General features: G+C 63.9%; 17 protein-coding genes. 2 read left to right on the top strand and 15 right to left on the bottom strand.

Translation table 11 applies throughout. From position 1 onward, the window contains the following. From QM685_RS33325 to QM685_RS33310, 4 genes are all read right to left on the bottom strand, one after another. Positions 1 to 322, bottom strand: a 322-nt coding sequence (locus tag QM685_RS33325; protein WP_415123507.1) for an electron transfer flavoprotein subunit beta/FixA family protein, incomplete at its 3' end; no start/stop codon positions are given. 239 nt (positions 323 to 561) lie between these two features. Continuing rightward, a complete protein-coding gene (locus QM685_RS33320; protein WP_415123506.1) occupies positions 562 to 1,359 on the bottom strand; it encodes a MetQ/NlpA family ABC transporter substrate-binding protein in 798 nt (265 codons plus the stop codon). Positions 1,360 to 1,418: 59 nt separating this feature from the next. Continuing rightward, positions 1,419 to 2,072, bottom strand: a complete 654-nt coding sequence (locus QM685_RS33315) for a methionine ABC transporter permease (protein ID WP_415123505.1) — start codon at positions 2,070 to 2,072, stop codon at positions 1,419 to 1,421. Then, positions 2,062 to 3,096, bottom strand: coding sequence for a methionine ABC transporter ATP-binding protein (locus QM685_RS33310; protein ID WP_415123504.1), 1,035 nt, complete (start codon positions 3,094 to 3,096; stop codon positions 2,062 to 2,064). Before QM685_RS33310 ends, QM685_RS33315 begins: the two co-directional genes overlap by 11 nt. A 238-nt stretch (positions 3,097 to 3,334) precedes the next feature. Here QM685_RS33310 and QM685_RS33305 point away from each other — a divergent pair, with 238 nt between their 5' ends. Next, entirely contained in the window at positions 3,335 to 4,240 is a 906-nt protein-coding gene (locus QM685_RS33305) for a lysophospholipase (RefSeq protein WP_415123503.1), read from the top strand. A gap of 97 nt (positions 4,241 to 4,337) precedes the next feature. Here the strand turns inward: QM685_RS33305 and QM685_RS33300 are convergent, their stop codons facing one another. Further along, entirely contained in the window at positions 4,338 to 5,147 is an 810-nt protein-coding gene (locus QM685_RS33300; protein ID WP_415123502.1) for an enoyl-CoA hydratase, read from the bottom strand. Positions 5,148 to 5,227: 80 nt separating this feature from the next. Continuing rightward, on the bottom strand, positions 5,228 to 6,151 hold the full coding sequence (locus QM685_RS33295) for a histone deacetylase family protein (RefSeq protein ID WP_415123501.1): 924 nt from the start codon (positions 6,149 to 6,151) through the stop codon (positions 5,228 to 5,230). Between the two features lie 321 nt (positions 6,152 to 6,472). Here QM685_RS33295 and mltB point away from each other — a divergent pair, with 321 nt between their 5' ends. Continuing rightward, positions 6,473 to 7,651: a lytic murein transglycosylase B gene (gene mltB, locus QM685_RS33290; protein WP_415123500.1), complete on the top strand. Its 1,179-nt coding sequence runs from the start codon at positions 6,473 to 6,475 to the stop codon at positions 7,649 to 7,651. A gap of 119 nt (positions 7,652 to 7,770) precedes the next feature. Here mltB and cysM read toward each other — a convergent pair whose 3' ends face one another. The 9 genes from cysM to rpsA all read right to left on the bottom strand — a co-directional run bounded on the left by cysM (position 7,771) and on the right by rpsA (position 16,948). Further along, the gene (gene cysM / locus QM685_RS33285; RefSeq protein ID WP_415123499.1) at positions 7,771 to 8,673 is read right to left on the bottom strand and encodes a cysteine synthase CysM; all 903 of its coding nucleotides are present in this window, start codon (positions 8,671 to 8,673) and stop codon (positions 7,771 to 7,773) included. A 287-nt stretch (positions 8,674 to 8,960) separates the two neighbouring features. Continuing rightward, positions 8,961 to 9,326, bottom strand: a complete 366-nt coding sequence (locus tag QM685_RS33280; RefSeq protein ID WP_415123498.1) for a ComEA family DNA-binding protein — start codon at positions 9,324 to 9,326, stop codon at positions 8,961 to 8,963. Between the two features lie 78 nt (positions 9,327 to 9,404). Then, positions 9,405 to 10,397, bottom strand: coding sequence for an ADP-glyceromanno-heptose 6-epimerase (gene rfaD / locus QM685_RS33275; RefSeq protein WP_415123497.1), 993 nt, complete (start codon positions 10,395 to 10,397; stop codon positions 9,405 to 9,407). A gap of 135 nt (positions 10,398 to 10,532) precedes the next feature. Next, entirely contained in the window at positions 10,533 to 11,540 is a 1,008-nt protein-coding gene (gene rfaE1, locus QM685_RS33270) for a D-glycero-beta-D-manno-heptose-7-phosphate kinase (protein ID WP_415123496.1), read from the bottom strand. After that, complete coding sequence (locus QM685_RS33265) at positions 11,506 to 12,909, bottom strand: UDP-glucose dehydrogenase family protein (RefSeq protein ID WP_415123495.1); 1,404 nt, start codon at positions 12,907 to 12,909, stop codon at positions 11,506 to 11,508. The genes rfaE1 and QM685_RS33265 overlap by 35 nt, the downstream gene beginning before the upstream one ends. A 135-nt stretch (positions 12,910 to 13,044) precedes the next feature. Beyond that, positions 13,045 to 14,220 (bottom strand): lipopolysaccharide assembly protein LapB, encoded by a 1,176-nt coding sequence (gene lapB / locus QM685_RS33260; RefSeq protein ID WP_415123494.1) that lies wholly within the window; start codon positions 14,218 to 14,220, stop codon positions 13,045 to 13,047. Between the two features lie 68 nt (positions 14,221 to 14,288). Continuing rightward, the gene (locus tag QM685_RS33255) at positions 14,289 to 14,582 is read right to left on the bottom strand and encodes a lipopolysaccharide assembly protein LapA domain-containing protein (protein ID WP_415123493.1); all 294 of its coding nucleotides are present in this window, start codon (positions 14,580 to 14,582) and stop codon (positions 14,289 to 14,291) included. Positions 14,583 to 14,869: 287 nt separating this feature from the next. After that, positions 14,870 to 15,193: an integration host factor subunit beta gene (locus QM685_RS33250; RefSeq protein WP_006050255.1), complete on the bottom strand. Its 324-nt coding sequence runs from the start codon at positions 15,191 to 15,193 to the stop codon at positions 14,870 to 14,872. A 21-nt stretch (positions 15,194 to 15,214) separates the two neighbouring features. Continuing rightward, on the bottom strand, positions 15,215 to 16,948 hold the full coding sequence (rpsA, locus tag QM685_RS33245; protein ID WP_415123492.1) for a 30S ribosomal protein S1: 1,734 nt from the start codon (positions 16,946 to 16,948) through the stop codon (positions 15,215 to 15,217). Positions 16,949 to 17,012 lie beyond the last annotated feature (64 nt).

Here is a 17,012-nt window from a genome sequence, read left to right as displayed (position 1 = left end):
CCTTGTCCACGAGCGCCTTGAGCAGCTTCGCGACCGCGAGCGGCTGCAGGTCTTCATTCGATTCGATCAGGATCGCGCGATCCGCGCCGATCGCCAGCGCCGTACGCAACGTTTCCTGCGCCTGCGTAACACCGGCCGACACGGCGATCACTTCGGTCGCGACGCCCGCTTCCCTCAAACGCACGGCTTCTTCAACCGCGATTTCGTCGAACGGATTCATCGACATCTTCACGTTCGCAATGTCGACACCCGTGCCGTCCGATTTCACGCGGACTTTCACGTTGTAGTCGACCACTCTTTTCACTGGCACCAGAATTTTCATGCACACGCTCCAAAGTTACGAATACGTCAACCCGACGAACATTATAGCGACTGCCCTCATGGCAGCCTGTCGCGGGCGCTCTAGAAAAAGGATATCGCTCCTCTACGGCGTGACGGCAATATCGAACGATCGTTCTATTTTAATCTCCAAAAAACCCGGGAGACAACCCCCGGGTTTCAACTGAGACCTCTAGTTTCGCTTCACCGCCATGTACTTCGAGGTTCGCGGGAGCTGCCGGATTACCAGGAGGTGATCACCGAGCCACCGAATTTACTGTCGACAAACTGCTTCACTTCCGGCGAGTGGTAGGCCGCGACGAGCTTCGCGACCCACGGCTTGTTCCTGTCGGCCTCGCGGATCGCGATGATGTTCACGTACGGACCCTTCGGGTCTTCGAGCGCGATTGCATCCTGCTTCGGCTTCAGGCCCGCTTCCATCGCGAAGTTGGTGTTGATCGCGGCGGCGTCGACGTCACCCAGCGAACGCGGAATCTGCGCGGCGTCGAGTTCGACGATCTTCAGCTTCCTCGGATTCTCGACGATGTCGAGCGGCGTCGCCTTCAATCCCGCATCGGCGCGCAGCTTTAGCAAGCCCTGCTTCTGCAGCAGCAGAAGCGCGCGGCCGCCGTTGGTCGGATCGTTCGGCACCGCGATCTTCGCGCCCGGCTGCAATTCGGCGAGCGTCTTCACCTTCTTCGAATAGATGCCCATCGGGTACGTGACCGTATCGGCGATACGGATCAGCTTGTAGCCGCGATCCTTCACCTGCGCTTCGAGATACGGGTCGTGCTGGTAGCTGTTCGCGTCCAGATCGCCGCCAGCGAGCGCCGCGTTCGGCTGCACGTAGTCGGAGAATTCGATGATCTTGATGTTCAACCCGTTCTTCGCCGCGACCGTCTTCACGACCTCCATGATCTGTGCGTGCGGACCGCCGGTGACGCCGACCTTGATCGTGTCTTCGGCATGCGCCGCGGTGGCGGCGAACAGCGAGGCCGCGCCGAGCGCGGCAGCCAGCTTGAGAATAAAGCGACGTTGCATGATGGACCTTTCCAAATCCGTTAGTGGGCTTCCCCTGGCGGGTTTTCACGAGCCCTTGTTTATTTGTGGCTCAAACGACGCACGAGCCAATCTCCAAACGACTGCACGAGTTGCACGAACACGATCAGGATCAGCACGACCGCGAGCATCACTTCCGGCAGGAAGCGCTGATAGCCGTAGCGGATACCGAGATCGCCGAGCCCGCCGCCGCCGATCGCGCCGGCCATCGCCGAATAGCCGACCAGCGACACAAACGTAATCGTGAGACCCGCAATCACGCCCGGCAGCGCTTCGGGCAGCAGCACCTTGAAGACGATCTGGCGGGTGGTCGCGCCCATCGCCTGAGCAGCTTCGATCAGTCCGCGATCGACCTCGCGCAGCGCGGTCTCGACCAGACGCGCGATGAACGGCGCGGCGGCGATCGTCAACGGCACGATGGCGGCCGCGGTGCCGATCGACGAACCGACGACGAGCCGCGTGAACGGAATCACCGCGACCAGCAGGATGATGAACGGCGTCGAGCGCACCGCATTGACGATCACGCCCATCACGCGATTCACGGCGACGTTCTCGAGCACGCCCTGACGGTCGGTCAGATACAGCAGCACGCCGAGCGGCACGCCCACCAGCGCGCCAATCAGTCCGGACACGCCCACCATCACGAGCGTTTCCCAGAACGACTGCACGAACATATCGAACATTTCACTCAACATGCGAAAGCTCCTCCACCACCACACCCTGTTCGCGCAGGAACGTCAGCGCCTGCGCGACCTTCGCCGGTTCGCCGCCCGCGAGCACCGCGAGCGAGCCGAACGCCTGCCCCTGGATCTCGTCGATCTGGCCATGCAGGATGTTGAAGTCGAGTTCGTAGCGGCGAATCGTTTCCGACAGGATCGGCTGATCGACACCCGAGCCCGTGAACGCGAGGCGCAGCAGATGGCCGCTGCCGGTCTTCAGCCGTTGCGCGACGCGCGCCTTCATCGCCGGCGGGAGCTCCTGCGCGATCACGTCGCCGATCAGCGCGCGCGTCACTTCGTGATGCGGCTGCAGGAATACGTCGATCACCTTGCCCTCTTCGACGACCCGGCCCGCGTCGAGCACCGCGACGCGGTCGCAGACCTGCTTGATCACGTCCATCTGGTGCGTGATCAGCACGATCGTCAGGTTCAGTTCGCGGTTGATGCGCTTGAGCAGGTCGAGGATCGCGCGCGTGGTTTCGGGATCGAGCGCGGAGGTCGCCTCATCGGAGAGCAGCACTTTCGGCTTGCTCGCGAGCGCGCGCGCAATGCCCACGCGCTGCTTCTGGCCGCCGCTGATCTGCGCCGGATAGCGGTCCTTCTGCGCCGACAGCCCGACCAGATCGAGCAGCGGCAGCACGTTCGCCTCGATTTCGTCGCGCTTCATGCCGGCCAGCTCGAGCGGCAGCGCGACGTTCTCGTACACGGTGCGCGAGGACAGCAGATTGAAGTGCTGGAAGATCATGCCGATCTCGCGGCGCGCCTCGCGCAGTTGCGCGGCGGGCAGCGTCGTCAGATCGCGGCCGTTGACGACGATGTTGCCTTCGGACGGGCGTGTAAGCAGGTTGATCGTGCGCACGAGCGTGCTCTTGCCCGCGCCGCTGCGGCCGATGATGCCGAACACCTCGCCCGCCGGAATCGACAGATTGACGTTGTGCAGTGCCTCGACCCAGCCCCGTGGCCCGGCAAACCGCTGGGAAATATTACGAATTTCGATCATGAAAAAACGAAACGGCGGAGGCTGCCGGCGAGCATGGTGCTCCCGACAAGCGGCCGCCGTTGCTTTTATTGGGATTTGAGGCCGCCATTCTACCGCAGCGTCGACATACTCTTTAATAATCAATTCCGATCTTTTCATAACCTGAGAGCATTAGAGGACCGCACGGTGCGCGAGACTCGCATGCGGCCCACCGCTGCGACTATGATCGGGCCACCTCCTTTCAGCACGTATCGCAGCCATGCAGACCTCCCCGAGCCATACCGTGCGCGCGAGCGCGGGCAGCCTCGATAACGACGCGCCGCGGCGCACCTCGGTCACGACCGCCGACGGTGTCGAGTTGCCGCTCTACAGCTGGCAGCCGAACGGGCCGACGCGCGCGACGGTCGCGCTGCTGCACGGCCTCGCCGAGCATGCCGGCCGCTACGCGGCGCTGGCCGGCCGGCTCAACGCGGCGGGCATCGAGCTGGTAGCGATCGATCTGCGCGGTCATGGCCACGCACCCGGCAAGCGCGCCTATGTGAAGCGTTTCGACGACTATCTGCTCGATGCGCATGCGTTGCTCGACGCTGCCGCGCAAAGCTGCGCGCCGCTGTTTCTGATGGGCCACAGCATGGGCGGAGCGGTGGCCGCGCTGTATGCGATCGAACGCCTCGATACGAGCGGCCGACGCGTTGCCGGCCTGATCCTGTCGAGCCCCGCGCTCGCGCCGGGCCGTGACGTGCCGAAGTGGATGCTCAGCCTGAGCCAGGTGATCAGCCGGCTCTACCCAGCCTTCCCGGCGATGAAGATCGACGCCGCGCTGCTATCGCGTCTGCAGCCGGTCGTGAACGCCAATCGCAACGATCCGCTCGTGCATCACGGCGCGATTCCGGCGCGCACCGGTGCCGAGCTGCTGCTCGCGATGGCGCGGATCGAACGTGGTCGCGCGAAGCTGCGCATGCCGCTGCTCGTGTTTCACGGCACCGAGGACAAACTCACCGAGCCCGACGGCAGCCGGGAGTTCGGCGCGCATGCCGGCTCGCCGGACAAGACGCTCACGCTGCACGAGGGCAGCTATCACGAGACGATGAACGATCTCGATCGCGATCGGGTGATCAGTGCGTTGGTCGAGTGGATTGAAAAGCGGGCGGTGGGGCGGAGTTGATGGCGGGCACGCTGTAGCGCGTCGACGGCTTTCACCTGCGGGAACCGTGGACGAACGGCGCGCCGCAAACCGCTAACGCACCGATACCTGCAATCGTTTATCGCTTCCAGTCCGGCGCGCGTTTGTCGATGAACGCCTGCACGCCTTCGAGCGCCGAGTCGTCCATCATGTTGCAGGCCATCGTCTGGCCGGCAAGCTGGTACGCGGCCTCGATGCCCATTTCGAGCTGACGATAGAACAACCCCTTACCCGCGCTCACCGCGTCGGCCGGCTTCGCGCAGATGCTCGCGGCGAGCCGCGCGACTTCCTCGTCGAGCGCATCGGCCGGGGTCACGCGGTTCACGAGGCCCTGCCGCTGCGCTTGCGCCGCGTCGATGAATTCGCCGGTCAGCAGCATTTCGAGCGCCGCCTTGCGCGACAGGTTGCGCGACAGCGGCACCGACGGCGTCGCGCAGAACAGCCCGAGGTTCACGCCCGATACCGCGAAGCGCGCGGTATCGGCGGCGACCGCGAGATCGCACATCGCGACGAGCTGGCAGCCGGCCGCCGTCGCGATGCCGTGCACCCGCGCGATCACCGGCTGCGGCATGCGCTGGATCGTCATCATCAGCTTCGTGCAGCGCGCGAACAGTTGCTGGTAGTACGCGAGCGACGGCGCCGCGCGCATTTCCTTCAGGTCGTGCCCCGCGCAGAACGCCCGCCCCGCGCCGGCGATCACGACCACGCGCGCGTCGGTCTTCGCGATGCCGTTCAGCGTGTGTTGCAACTGGTCGAGCAGCGCTTCGGACAGCGCGTTGAACGCATCGGGCCGGTTCATCGTCACGCGCATGACGCCCGGCACGCGGTACGCGTCGTGCTCGATCCCGACCAGCGACGCGCTGACGGGGTTGGCGGGGCTGGCGTTCATGGCTCGCTCCTCGTGGCGTTGAAGTTGCTCGCCGCATGCCGGCCGTTGCCGCCGACCGGCATGCGGCGACAGGCGCGGATTCAGATCCCGGCTAGCGCCCGCACATGCGCCACCACGCTGCGCCCGAGCGCCGACAGGTTATAACCGCCCTCGAGACAACTGACGATTCGTCCGCGCGCGTAGCGCCTCGCGATCTCGCGGATCTGGTCGGTAATCCACGCGTAATCGTCCTCGACGAGCCCCATGTTGCCGAGATCGTCCTCGCGATGCGCGTCGAAGCCGGCCGAGATGAACACCATCTCCGGCTTGAAGTCGTGCAGGCGCGGCAGCCACAGGATATCGACCGCCTCGCGCACGGCCATGCCATTGGAGCGCGCCGGCATCGGCACGTTGCACATGTTGGGCGCCTGGTTGTCGGCGCCGCTGAACGGATAGAACGGGTGCTGGAAAATGCTGCACATCAGCACGCGCGGGTCGCCAGAGAACGCGGCCTCGGTACCGTTGCCGTGATGCACGTCGAAGTCGATGATCGCGACGCGCGCGAGGCCGTGCACGTCGAGCGCATGACGCGCGGCGATCGCGACGTTGTTGAAGAAGCAGAAGCCCATCGCGCGCGCGGGCTCCGCGTGATGGCCGGGCGGGCGCACGCTGCAGAATGCATTGTCGTAACGGCCTTCGATCACCGCGTCCGTCGCGGCGACCGCCGCGCCCGCCGCGCGCAACGCGGCCTGCCACGTGTGCGGATTCATCGTCGTGTCGGGATCGATTTCCGCCGTGCCCACCGCGGGCGAGCGGCTGCGGATGTAGTCGACGTGCGCCTGCGTATGCACGCGCAGCAGCGCGGCTTCGTCGGCGAGCGGCGGCGATTCGCGCTCGATCAGCATGTCGATGCGGCTCGCGATCAGTTGATCCTCGATCGCCTGCAGGCGCGCGGGACATTCGGGATGCCACTGCCCCATGTCGTGCAGCAGACAGTCGGCGTGGGAATAGAAGCCTGTTGCCATAGTTCTGTTGTGCGTCTCTTTTCCGACGCGGCGCATTCGATGCGCGCGCGGCGTGTCTCCGTGGGGCGGCGTGCCCTCCGGCGCGCCAATATTCATCAAGTTACCACAGGGCGCCGCTGTGGCACATTCGGCACGGTTTTGCAAAAGGCGTCGGGTATACTGCCCCGACCCGTTACTCGCTGTCCGCTCCTGGCTCTCTTCGTCTCCCACGCATCGCGCTCACCGCTCACCATGACCGTCAAGCTTGCCCTGTCTGCACGATCCACCCGCAACCGGCTCCGCCTCGTCACCCTCGCCGCCTCCCTGTCCGTCGCATCGTGCATGTTCATGGCAGCCGGTCCGGCAAGCGCGCAAGGCGCCGCGAAGAAGCCGCCGGTGCTGCTCGCGCAGAGCCAGCCTCAGCAGGCGGTGCCGCAAGGGCAGACGTTCGAGGAAGAGATCATCCCGCAGCGCTATGCGAACAACGCGAATGTCGACGCGTTCATCAACGAGATGGTCGCGCGCTACGACTTCGACGAAGCGTCGCTGCACGCGCTCTTTGCCGGCGTCAGCTACTCGGCGACCGCGGTGAAGCTCGTCACGCCGTCGCCGACGCCGGCGATCAAGAACTGGCGCTCGTATCAGGCGCGCTTTCTGGATCCGGTGCGCATCAATGCCGGCGTGCAGTTCTGGCGCGAGAACCAGGCCACGCTGCAGCGCGCGGCTCAGGAATTCGGCGTGCCGCCGGAGGTGATCGTCGGCATTATCGGCGTCGAGACGATCTACGGCCGCTACATGGGCAACTTCCGCGTGCTCGATGCGCTGACCACGCTCAGCTTCGACTATCCGAACACCGCGAATCGCGCGGACCGTCAGGCCACCTTCCGCAAGAATCTCGAAGACTATCTGGTGTGGACGCGCGACGCGCAGATCGACCCGACCACGGTGCTCGGCTCGTACACCGGCGCGATCGGCATTCCGCAGTTCCTGCCGAGCAGCATCGTGCAATACGCGGTGAACTACGACGGCAACAGGCGCATCGATCTGCGCACCAGCGAAGCGGATGCGATCGGCAGCGTCGCGAATTATCTGCGGCAGAACGGCTGGGAAAGCGGCCGGCCGGTGGTGTGGCGCATCGGCTCGGACATCGGCAGTCTCGGCGTCGCGCAGGCAGCCGCGAACGGCCAGCCGGAACCGCGCTGGCCGCTCAACCAGTTGCTGCGCGCCGGGCTCGTGCTGAACGAGCCGAACGTCGATATCGCCGCCGAGGCGAGCACGCCGGTGACGGTAGTCGATCTGCCGTCGCCGGGGCGCGGCACCGAGTTCGTGCTCGGGCTGAAGAACTTCTATGTGCTCACGCGTTACAACCGCAGCTTCTTCTATGCGCTCGCGGTGTATCAGTTGGGTCAGAAGGTCAAGGCGCAGATGGAAGCGATCGATGCGGCCAATGCCGCGAAGGCGGTCAACAACGGAACCATGTCGCAAGGCCCGGCGAATCAGCCAGACTCCAATTCGCAGTGAGTTCCGCTGCGAGGCGCCGTGCGTGCGTAGCGTCGAAGGACATGAAAAAAGCGCCGGCCAGACCGGCGCTTTTCATTGGTTCACGCGGTGGGCGACGGCGCGCTCGCCGTTCGTCCCGCTTACGCGGGAAACACACCCGTGGACAGATAACGGTCGCCGCGATCGCAGACGATGAACACGATCGTCGCGTTCTCGACCTGACGCGCGATGCGCAGCGCGACTTCACACGCGCCACCCGACGAAATACCGGCGAAGATGCCTTCGACCGACGCCAGCCGGCGCGCCATCGCCTCGGCCGCGGCCTGGCTCACGTTCTCGACGCGATCGACGCGGCTGCGGTCGAAAATTTTCGGCAGATACGCTTCGGGCCATTTGCGGATGCCCGGAATGCGCGAGCCCTCTTCCGGCTGCGCGCCGATGATCTCGATCTGAGGATTCTGCGTTTTCAGATACGTCGACACGCCCATGATCGTGCCGGTCGTGCCCATCGACGAAACGAAGTGCGTAATGCGCCCTTCGGTGTCGTGCCAGATCTCCGGGCCCGTGCCTTCGATATGCGCGGCCGGATTGTCCGGGTTCGCGAATTGATCGAGAATGATGCCCTTGCCTTCGCGCTGCATCTGCTCGGCCAGATCGCGTGCGTATTCCATACCACCCTTGACCGGCGTGAGAATGATCTGCGCGCCGTAGGCGGCCATGCTCTGACGGCGCTCGACCGACAGATCCTCCGGCATGATCAGCACCATCTTATAGCCGCGAATCGCGGCCGCCATGGCGAGCGCGATGCCGGTATTGCCGCTCGTCGATTCGATCAGCGTGTCGCCCGGCTTGATGCGTCCGCGCGCTTCCGCCTTCTTGATCATCGACAAAGCCGGGCGGTCCTTCACCGACCCCGCGGGATTGTTGCCCTCGAGCTTCGCGAGGACCACGTTGTTGCGGCCGCGGATCTCGTCGTCAGTGAGCCGGACGAGTTGCACGAGCGGCGTATTGCCGATCGTGTCTTCAATCGTTTTGTATGCCATATCTCGGGTTCAGAAGCTGTCAATGCGCGAATTTGGGTTTAACTCATCGATTCTAAACCACCATGTCCGATGCTGCCGCGCGGCCCTGCTGCCCGCATGGATGCATGCATCGGGCGTGCAAAAAGCCCGCGGCCGAAGACCGCGGGAGCCAGTCACGGGTAACAGCTAAAGGAGTGTGGGTACACTCCGACCACGAAGGAGAAAACGAAAGAGGAAATTTTGGCGGACCATGCGCGCCTGCAAGCCCTACTGGGGGGAGCCACTACGCACGCACGGCCCGCGTCCGCTTACTTCTTCACCGCCACTGTGGCGCCGTTTTTCTGCGCGGCGGCCGGAACGGCCGCGTCGCCGGACTGTGCAGCCGCCGCAACCTGCGTGCCAGTAGCCGCGCCAGCCGGACCGACAGCGAGACCCTCCGCCTGCAGGCGCTCGACGGTATGCCCGCCCATGCCCTTGACGCGCTTGCCGAGATCGGCCGCGTCCTTGAACGGACCGTGCGCGGTGCGCTCGTCGAGAATGGCTTTCGCCTTAGCGGGACCGATGCCTCTGATGCCGCGCAGCGCGTCCTCGTTGGCGGTGTTGACGTCGACCGCCGCATACGCGTGGCCGAAAGCGGCGAGCATAGCCGCGGTAACCAGTACTTTTCGAAACATATTGGAATCTCCCTTTTGCCACTGGCCGGCGACCATCACCGGCCAGGAGATTCCAGTTTAAAGAGGCTTCCGAAATATTTACACCTGGCCGAATAGCCAACGTACGTAGCGATCGACGCCTTCCTGCACGCTCAGGAACGGCGCGTCGTAGCCGGCCGCGCGCAGCTTCGACTGATCGGCCTGCGTGAAGCACTGATATTTGCCGCGCAACGCGTCGGGGAACGGAATGTATTCGATCAGCCCGCGCTGCACGAGCTCCGCGAGCGACAGCGCCGACTCGTTGTTCAGCGCGCGCAGCGTGTTGACCACCGTGCTCGCGATGTCGTTGAACGGCTGCGCGCGGCCGCTGCCCAGATTGAAGATGCCCGACTTGTCCGGGTTGTCGAAGAAGAACAGGTTGACCTTCACGACGTCTTCGACCGACACGAAATCGCGCGTCTGCTCGCCGGCCGCATAGCCGTTGTATTCGCCGAACAGCTTGACCTTGCCCTCGGCGCGAAACTGGTTGAAGTTATGAAACGCGACCGACGCCATGCGCGCCTTGTGCGTTTCGCGCGGACCGTATACGTTGAAGTAGCGAAAGCCCGCGATCTGGCTCTTCGCGGTGGGCAGCACGCGGCGGATCACCTGGTCGAACAGGAACTTCGAATAACCGTACACGTTCAGCGGCTGCTCGACCTCGCGCTCCTCGACGAAGCGGCTCGAGCCGCCGTACGTTGCCGCCGACGACGCGTACAGGAACTGGATGTTCTGCTCGAGACAGACGTCGAGCACGTCGCGGCTATAGCGATAGTTGTTGTCCATCATGTAGCGGCCGTCGGTTTCCATCGTGTCCGAGCAGGCGCCTTCGTGGAAGATCGCGCGCACCTGGCCGAAGTCGCCGCGCTGGAAGCGCTCGATGAATTCGGTCTTGTCGAGATAGTCGTCGATTTCGCAGTCGACCAGATTTTTGAACTTGTCCGCGCGCGTGAGATTGTCGACGGCGATGATGCGTTGTTCGCCGCGCTCGTTGAGCGCCTTTACGAGATTGCTGCCGATAAAACCGGCCGCGCCGGTGACGATGACGGTCATGATGATCCTGCGATAGTGAGCGTTGCATGGGATCGGAGTCAGCGCGCTAAAGCGTTCACTCCGATCGACAGGTTCTGTCGGCGTCTCGCGCGAGACCCGCTGCTCCGTCGGGACGGCGGGGCCCGGCGCGCTGTATCAGGAAAAGAGTTCGTCGTAGTCGACGGTGGCGGTGCCGAGTTTGCCGACCACGATGCCGGCCGCGCGATTCGCGAGCCCGACCGCATCGACGAGCGACAGACCCGCGCCGAGCATCGCGGCGAGCGCCGCGATCACGGTGTCGCCCGCGCCCGACACATCATACACTTCGCGTGCAACGGCCGATGCGTGCAGGATGCCGTCGTCGGAGAAGAGCGTCATGCCCTCTTCCGAGCGCGTGAGCAGCAGCGCCTTGAATTCGAGTTCGGCGCGCAGCTTCGTGACGCGCGCAATCAGATCCTCTTCGGACTTCCACTGACCGACGACCTCACGCAGCTCCGCGCGATTCGGCGTGATCAGCGTCGCGCCTCGATAGCGTTCCCACTCGTCGCCCTTCGGATCGACGAGTACCGGCTTACCGGCCGCGTGCGCCCTCGCGATCATCTGCGTGACGTGCGTGAGGCCGCCCTTCGCGTAATCGGACATCAGGATCACGTCGTGCGACGGCAGCAATTCGTCGAAGCGCGCGAGCCCCGCGAGCAGCACCTCGTGCGTCGGCGAGTTTTCGAAGTCGACGCGCAGCAGTTGCTGCTGACGCGACAGCACGCGCAGCTTGATCGTCGTGAGCAGCGCCGGATCGCGTTCGAGATGCGGCGTCACGCCGCTTTCGCCGAGCAGTTGCACGATCCGCTCGCCGGGCTCGTCGTGGCCGACCACGCACAGCAAGCCCGCCTGCGCGCCGAGCGCGACCGCGTTGCGCGCGACGTTCGCGGCGCCACCGAGGCGGTCTTCCTGACGCTGCACGTGCACGACCGGCACCGGCGCTTCCGGCGAGATGCGGCTCACGTCGCCGAACCAGTAGCGGTCGAGCATCACGTCGCCGACCACGAGCACGCGCGCCGCGTTGAGCTGCGCGCGCGGCACGATCGTGAGCTTGGGCGCCGGTGTGGATACGGAGGCAGCGGGCACGGTCTCAGGCATCGGCCGGAAGTTCAGAGGGTTGGGCATAGGGGCGTCCAATGGCGTGATAGTCGATGCCGAGTTCGGTCATCGCATCCGGTTCGTACAGATTCCGGCCGTCGAAAATCAGCGGCGTCTTCAGCACCGATTTCAGGTGCACGAAATCCGGACTCTTGAATTCCTTCCATTCGGTCACGATCACGAGCGCGTCGGCGCCGCTCAGCGTTTCGTCCTGCGTGCCCGCGAACGTGAGGCGCGCGAGCTGCGCCGGTGCCGCGTGCAGATCGAGCGCGAACACGCGGCGCGCTTCGTCGACCGCGACCGGATCGTACGCGCGCACCGTCGCACCGCGCGCGAGCAGCTCGCCGATCACGCGCCGGCTCGGCGCCTCGCGCATGTCGTCGGTATTCGGCTTGAACGCGAGGCCCCACACCGCGAACGCGCGGCCGCTCAGATCGTCGCCGAGCTTCGCGGTGATCTTGCGCACCAGCACGTCCTTCTGCTCGTGGTTCACTTCCTCGACCGCTTCGAGAATCCGCAGATTGTGGCCGCTTTCGCTCGCGGTGCGGATCAGCGCCTGCACGTCCTTCGGAAAGCACGAGCCGCCATAGCCGCAGCCCGCATAAAGAAAGTGATAGCCGATGCGCGGGTCGGATCCGATGCCGCGGCGCACCGCTTCGATATCCGCGCCGACCTTGTCGGCAAGATTCGACATCTCGTTCATGAACGAGATGCGCGTGGCGAGCATCGCGTTGGCCGCGTATTTCGTGAATTCGGCGGAGCGCACGTCCATGTACAGCGTGCGTTCGTGATTGCGGTTGAATGGCGCGTACAGACGCTTCATCAGTTCGCGCGCGCGCTGGCCCGGTTCGTCTTCGTCGATGCCGATCACGATGCGGTCGGGACGCATGAAGTCGTCGACGGCCGCGCCTTCTTTCAGGAACTCGGGGTTCGACACGACCGAGAAGCGATGCTGCGCGCTGCCCGTGAGACCCCGTTTGGCCAGCTCTTCCTCGATCACCGCGCGCACGCGCTGCGCGGTGCCGACCGGCACCGTCGATTTATCGACGATCACCTTGAAGCCGTTCATCGTGCGGCCGATGTTGCGGGCCGCCTCGAGCACATATTGCAGATCGGCCGAGCCGTCCTCGTCGGGGGGTGTGCCGACCGCGATGAACTGTACGTCGCCGTGCGCGACGCTGGCCGCGACATCGGTCGAAAACGTGATCCGGCCGGCTGCGCGCGTGCGGGCGATGATCTCCTGCAGACCGGGCTCGTGAATCGGTACGCCGCCGTTGTTGAGAATCTCGATCTTGCGCGGATCGACATCGAGACAGAACACGTCATTGCCGATTTCGGCAAGACATGCGCCGGTGACGAGGCCCACGTAGCCCGTGCCGATAATGGTGATTTTCATACGCTTTCCGATAGAAGATTCCGGTGATGGCCACCGGTCGTGTGGCTGGCGGCGGACTCGCTGCGCATGCCGGCCGCGCGACGCGGCGGCAGTGCCTTTATCACCACCGCGATTGCCAGCCCGGCCGGCGCGGCATCAGTTCGGCGCCGTGATCGGTTCGACGCGACGCGGCGCATAGGTTTCCCAACCGCTGCAACCCGGGCACTGCCAGTAGAAAAGCCGCGCCCTGAAACCGCAATTCTGGCACGTATACCGCGGCAAATTTTTGGTGCGCTGGCGGATCAGCGTGTGCATCAGTTCGAGCTCGCTGCGCCGCGGTTCTTCAGCAACGGCCTGCTGCGCCTCGAGCAGACGCGTCATGCCGGCCAGATTCGGCGACTTCTGCATCTGCGAGCGCGCGAGTGCATGAGCGGCGTCGGTACCGCGCAACGACGCGACGTGCTGATACGCGACGTCGAGCAGATCGTTGCTCGGATGACGGTCGACCCAGGTGGTGAGCAGATCGGCGCCTTCCTGCGCGCGGCCGAGCGCCTCGTATGCCTTCATGATCTTCTCGGCGACGAGCGGCAGATACGCCGGGTTCTGCTCCTCGACGCGACGCCATTGCGCGATCGCCGCTTCCGGCGCGCCGCCAGCCGCATCGACATCGCCGAACAGGATCGTCGCGCGCACGTTGGTCGGGTTGGCCTTCAGCGCGAGTCCAAGCTGACGGCGTGCCTCGTCCGGCTTTTTCTGCTGCAACGCTTCCTGCGCGAGTTCGCAATGGAACTGCGCGATTTCCTTGTCGAGCGACGGTGCGCCCATCGTTTCGAGATGGCGCGCGGTGTCGATCGACTTGACCCAGTCCTTCTCGATTTCGTAGATCGTGAGCAGCGCGCGTTGTGCGCCTAATGCGTAGTCGCCGGCCTGAAGCGAGCGAAAGGTTTCCTCGGCGCGGTCGAGCAGGCCTGCTTTCAGGAAGTCCTGTCCGAGCTCGTAGAGCGCATGATCGCGTTCGCTGACCGGCAGGTCCGCGCGGCTTAGCAGATTCTGATGCACGCGAATCGCGCGGTCCGTTTCGCCGCGGCGCCGGAACAGATTGCCGAGCGCGAAATGCAGCTCGACCGTTTCGGGATCGAGCTTGACCACTTCGATAAACGCATCGATCGCCTGGTCAGGCTGCTCGTTGAGCAGGAAATTCAGTCCGCGGAAATACGAACGCGGCAGATTGGCGCTTTCGGAGAGCAGCGTCTTGAGGTCGTAGCGCGCGGCCATCCAGCCGAACGCGAACGCGACAGGTATGACGAGCAGCCACCAGAAGTCTAGATCCATGCGATTAATGCAAATGTGCGGGAAAGCGGAAACGAAAAGCCGCGCTCAGGCGCGCGGCGCGGGACAGCTCAGATCAGCGGCGGCAGCGGCGGCTGTTCGACGACAGCCGGAGTCTCGCGTACCACCCGTAACTCGCGCCTGAGGCGGCCGTTCTCCATACGCAAGCGCACGACGGCCGGCATCGCCGACACGAGCCCCGCCAGCAAGCCGACTACGAAGAACGCGAGGCCAATCAGAATCAAAGGCGCCGACCAGGCGTAGCCGGCGAGGAAATTCAGCGTAGCGGGTTGCGTGTTGGAGAGCGCCAGCACCAGCAGCAGCACGAACACCAGAACACGGATCAGCCAGACGATAAATTTCATGAATAGATCTCTTGACGGCAGTTGCGGGGACGCCGGCTTGATGACGCGTCGCGCCAAGGTGTTGCCCGCGCCGAAGTGACCCGTATTGTAATTGAAGCCCTCGCGGCTGGGCAGCACGTGCCGGCCGAGGGTACCGGTGGTTGCCCGCACAGAGCGGCCTGTGGCACGCGACCTGCGCGGCACGGACGAAAAAAAAGCGCCCGAAGGCGCTTTTTCTGGTCTTTTGCCGATTGGGCGTTGGCCGCTGACGCTGGCTTTGCCACGCTCCAGGACGCATAGCGGGGCATTTACAGGTCGTCATCCGGCTCTTCGGCCTTCAACGGCTCACCCGCGCGGCGATCCACCCGCTCGCGCAATTCCTTGCCCGGCTTGAAGTGCGGTACGTACTTCTCGGGTACCAGCACCTTTTCGCCCGACTTCGGATTGCGTCCGACGCGAGATGGACGGCGGTTGAGGCCGAAGCTGCCGAAGCCGCGAATTTCGATGCGATGACCTTTGGCAAGCGCCTCCGACATCGCATCGAGCATCGTCTTCACCGCGAAATCCGCATCTTTGAGAACAAGCTGCGGAAATCGCGTAGCCAGTTGGGCGACCAATTCCGATTTGGTCATACTGCAGCAGACCTCTCAGACTTACTGGTTCTGGCCGTCGAGCTTGGCCTTCAGCAACGCGCCGAGGTTCGTCGTGCCGGTAGCGGCTGCGCTCGAATCCGAAGCAGCGAGGCCACGGATGGCTTCCTGCTGCTCAGCCGAATCCTTCGCCTTGATCGACAGGTTGATGCCGCGCGACTTGCGATCGATGTTGATGACCATCGCGTTGACCTTGTCGCCTTCCTTCAGCACGTTGCGAGCATCTTCCACGCGGTCCTGAGCGATTTCCGAAGCACGGAGGTAGCCTTCGACTTCACCCGACAACTGGATCACAGCGCCCTTCGCATCCACCGACTTGACGGTACCGTCGACGATCGAACCCTTGTCGTTCATTGCAACGTAGTTGCTGAACGGGTCGCCTTCGAGCTGTTTGATACCAAGCGAAATGCGCTCTTTCTCGACGTCGATGCCGAGAACGATCGCTTCCACTTCGTCGCCCTTCTTGTACTTGCGAACGGCTTCCTCGCCGGTTTCGCTCCACGACAGGTCCGACAGGTGAACCAGACCGTCGATGCCGCCCGGCAGACCGATGAACACGCCGAAGTCGGTAATCGACTTGATGGCGCCGCTGATCTTGTCGCCCTTCTTGAAGTTGCGGCTGAAGTCGTCCCACGGGTTCGGCTTGCACTGCTTCATGCCGAGGCTGATACGACGGCGGTCTTCGTCGATTTCGAGAACCATGACTTCGACTTCGTCGCCCAACTGGACAACCTTCGACGGAGCAACGTTCTTGTTGGTCCAGTCCATTTCCGACACGTGGACGAGGCCTTCGATGCCCGATTCCACTTCGACGAATGCGCCGTAGTCGGTGATGTTGGTGACCTTACCGAACAGACGCGTGCCCGACGGGTAACGGCGCGAGATGCCTTCCCACGGATCGTCGCCCAGTTGCTTGATACCGAGCGAAACGCGGTTCTTTTCCTGGTCGAACTTGAGGATCTTCGCGGTGACTTCCTGGCCAACCGACAGAACTTCGCTCGGGTGACGCACGCGACGCCATGCGATGTCGGTGATGTGCAGCAGACCGTCGATGCCGCCGAGGTCGACGAATGCACCGTAGTCGGTGATGTTCTTGACCACGCCTTCGACGATCGCGCCCTCCTTCAGCGTCTCGAGCAGCTTCGCGCGCTCTTCGCCCTGGGTCGCTTCGATCACGGCGCGGCGCGACAGCACCACGTTGTTACGCTTGCGATCGAGCTTGATGACGCGGAATTCGAGAGTCTTGCCCTCGTACGGGGTCGTGTCCTTGACCGGACGCGTGTCAACCAGCGAACCCGGCAGGAACGCGCGGATGCCGTTGACCATGACGGTCATGCCACCCTTGACCTTGCCCGTGATCGTGCCGGTCACGAGTTCGTTGTTGTCGAGCGCCTTTTCCAGCGACAGCCACGAAGCCAGACGCTTCGCCTTGTCACGCGACAGGATCGTGTCGCCATAGCCGTTTTCCAGGGCATCGATCGCGACGGAAACGAAGTCGCCCGCCTGCACTTCTACCTCGCCCGCGTCGTTCAGGAACTCTTCGAGCGGGATGTAGGCTTCGGACTTCAGACCAGCGTTGACGACCACGAAATTGTGGTCGACACGCACGACTTCGGCGGAAATCACTTCGCCAGCGCGCATGTCCTGCTTGGTCAGCGACTCTTCGAACAGAGCCGCAAAAGATTCGGTATTCGGGGTAGAGGTTTGCAGGTCGGACATAAAAATCAGAATTTGCATGGTTTTCGCCGTGCCTGGCTCACCGGACGGTCAGCAACTTCGGCAAACGCGCGAATGCCACGCG

Origin of the sequence: Paraburkholderia sp. (genome assembly GCF_047605525.1) — a bacterium.
Lineage (GTDB): Bacteria > Pseudomonadota > Gammaproteobacteria > Burkholderiales > Burkholderiaceae > Paraburkholderia.
The sequence above is the reverse complement of the archived record's forward strand: the minus strand, read 5'-3'. Positions and strand labels throughout refer to the sequence as shown.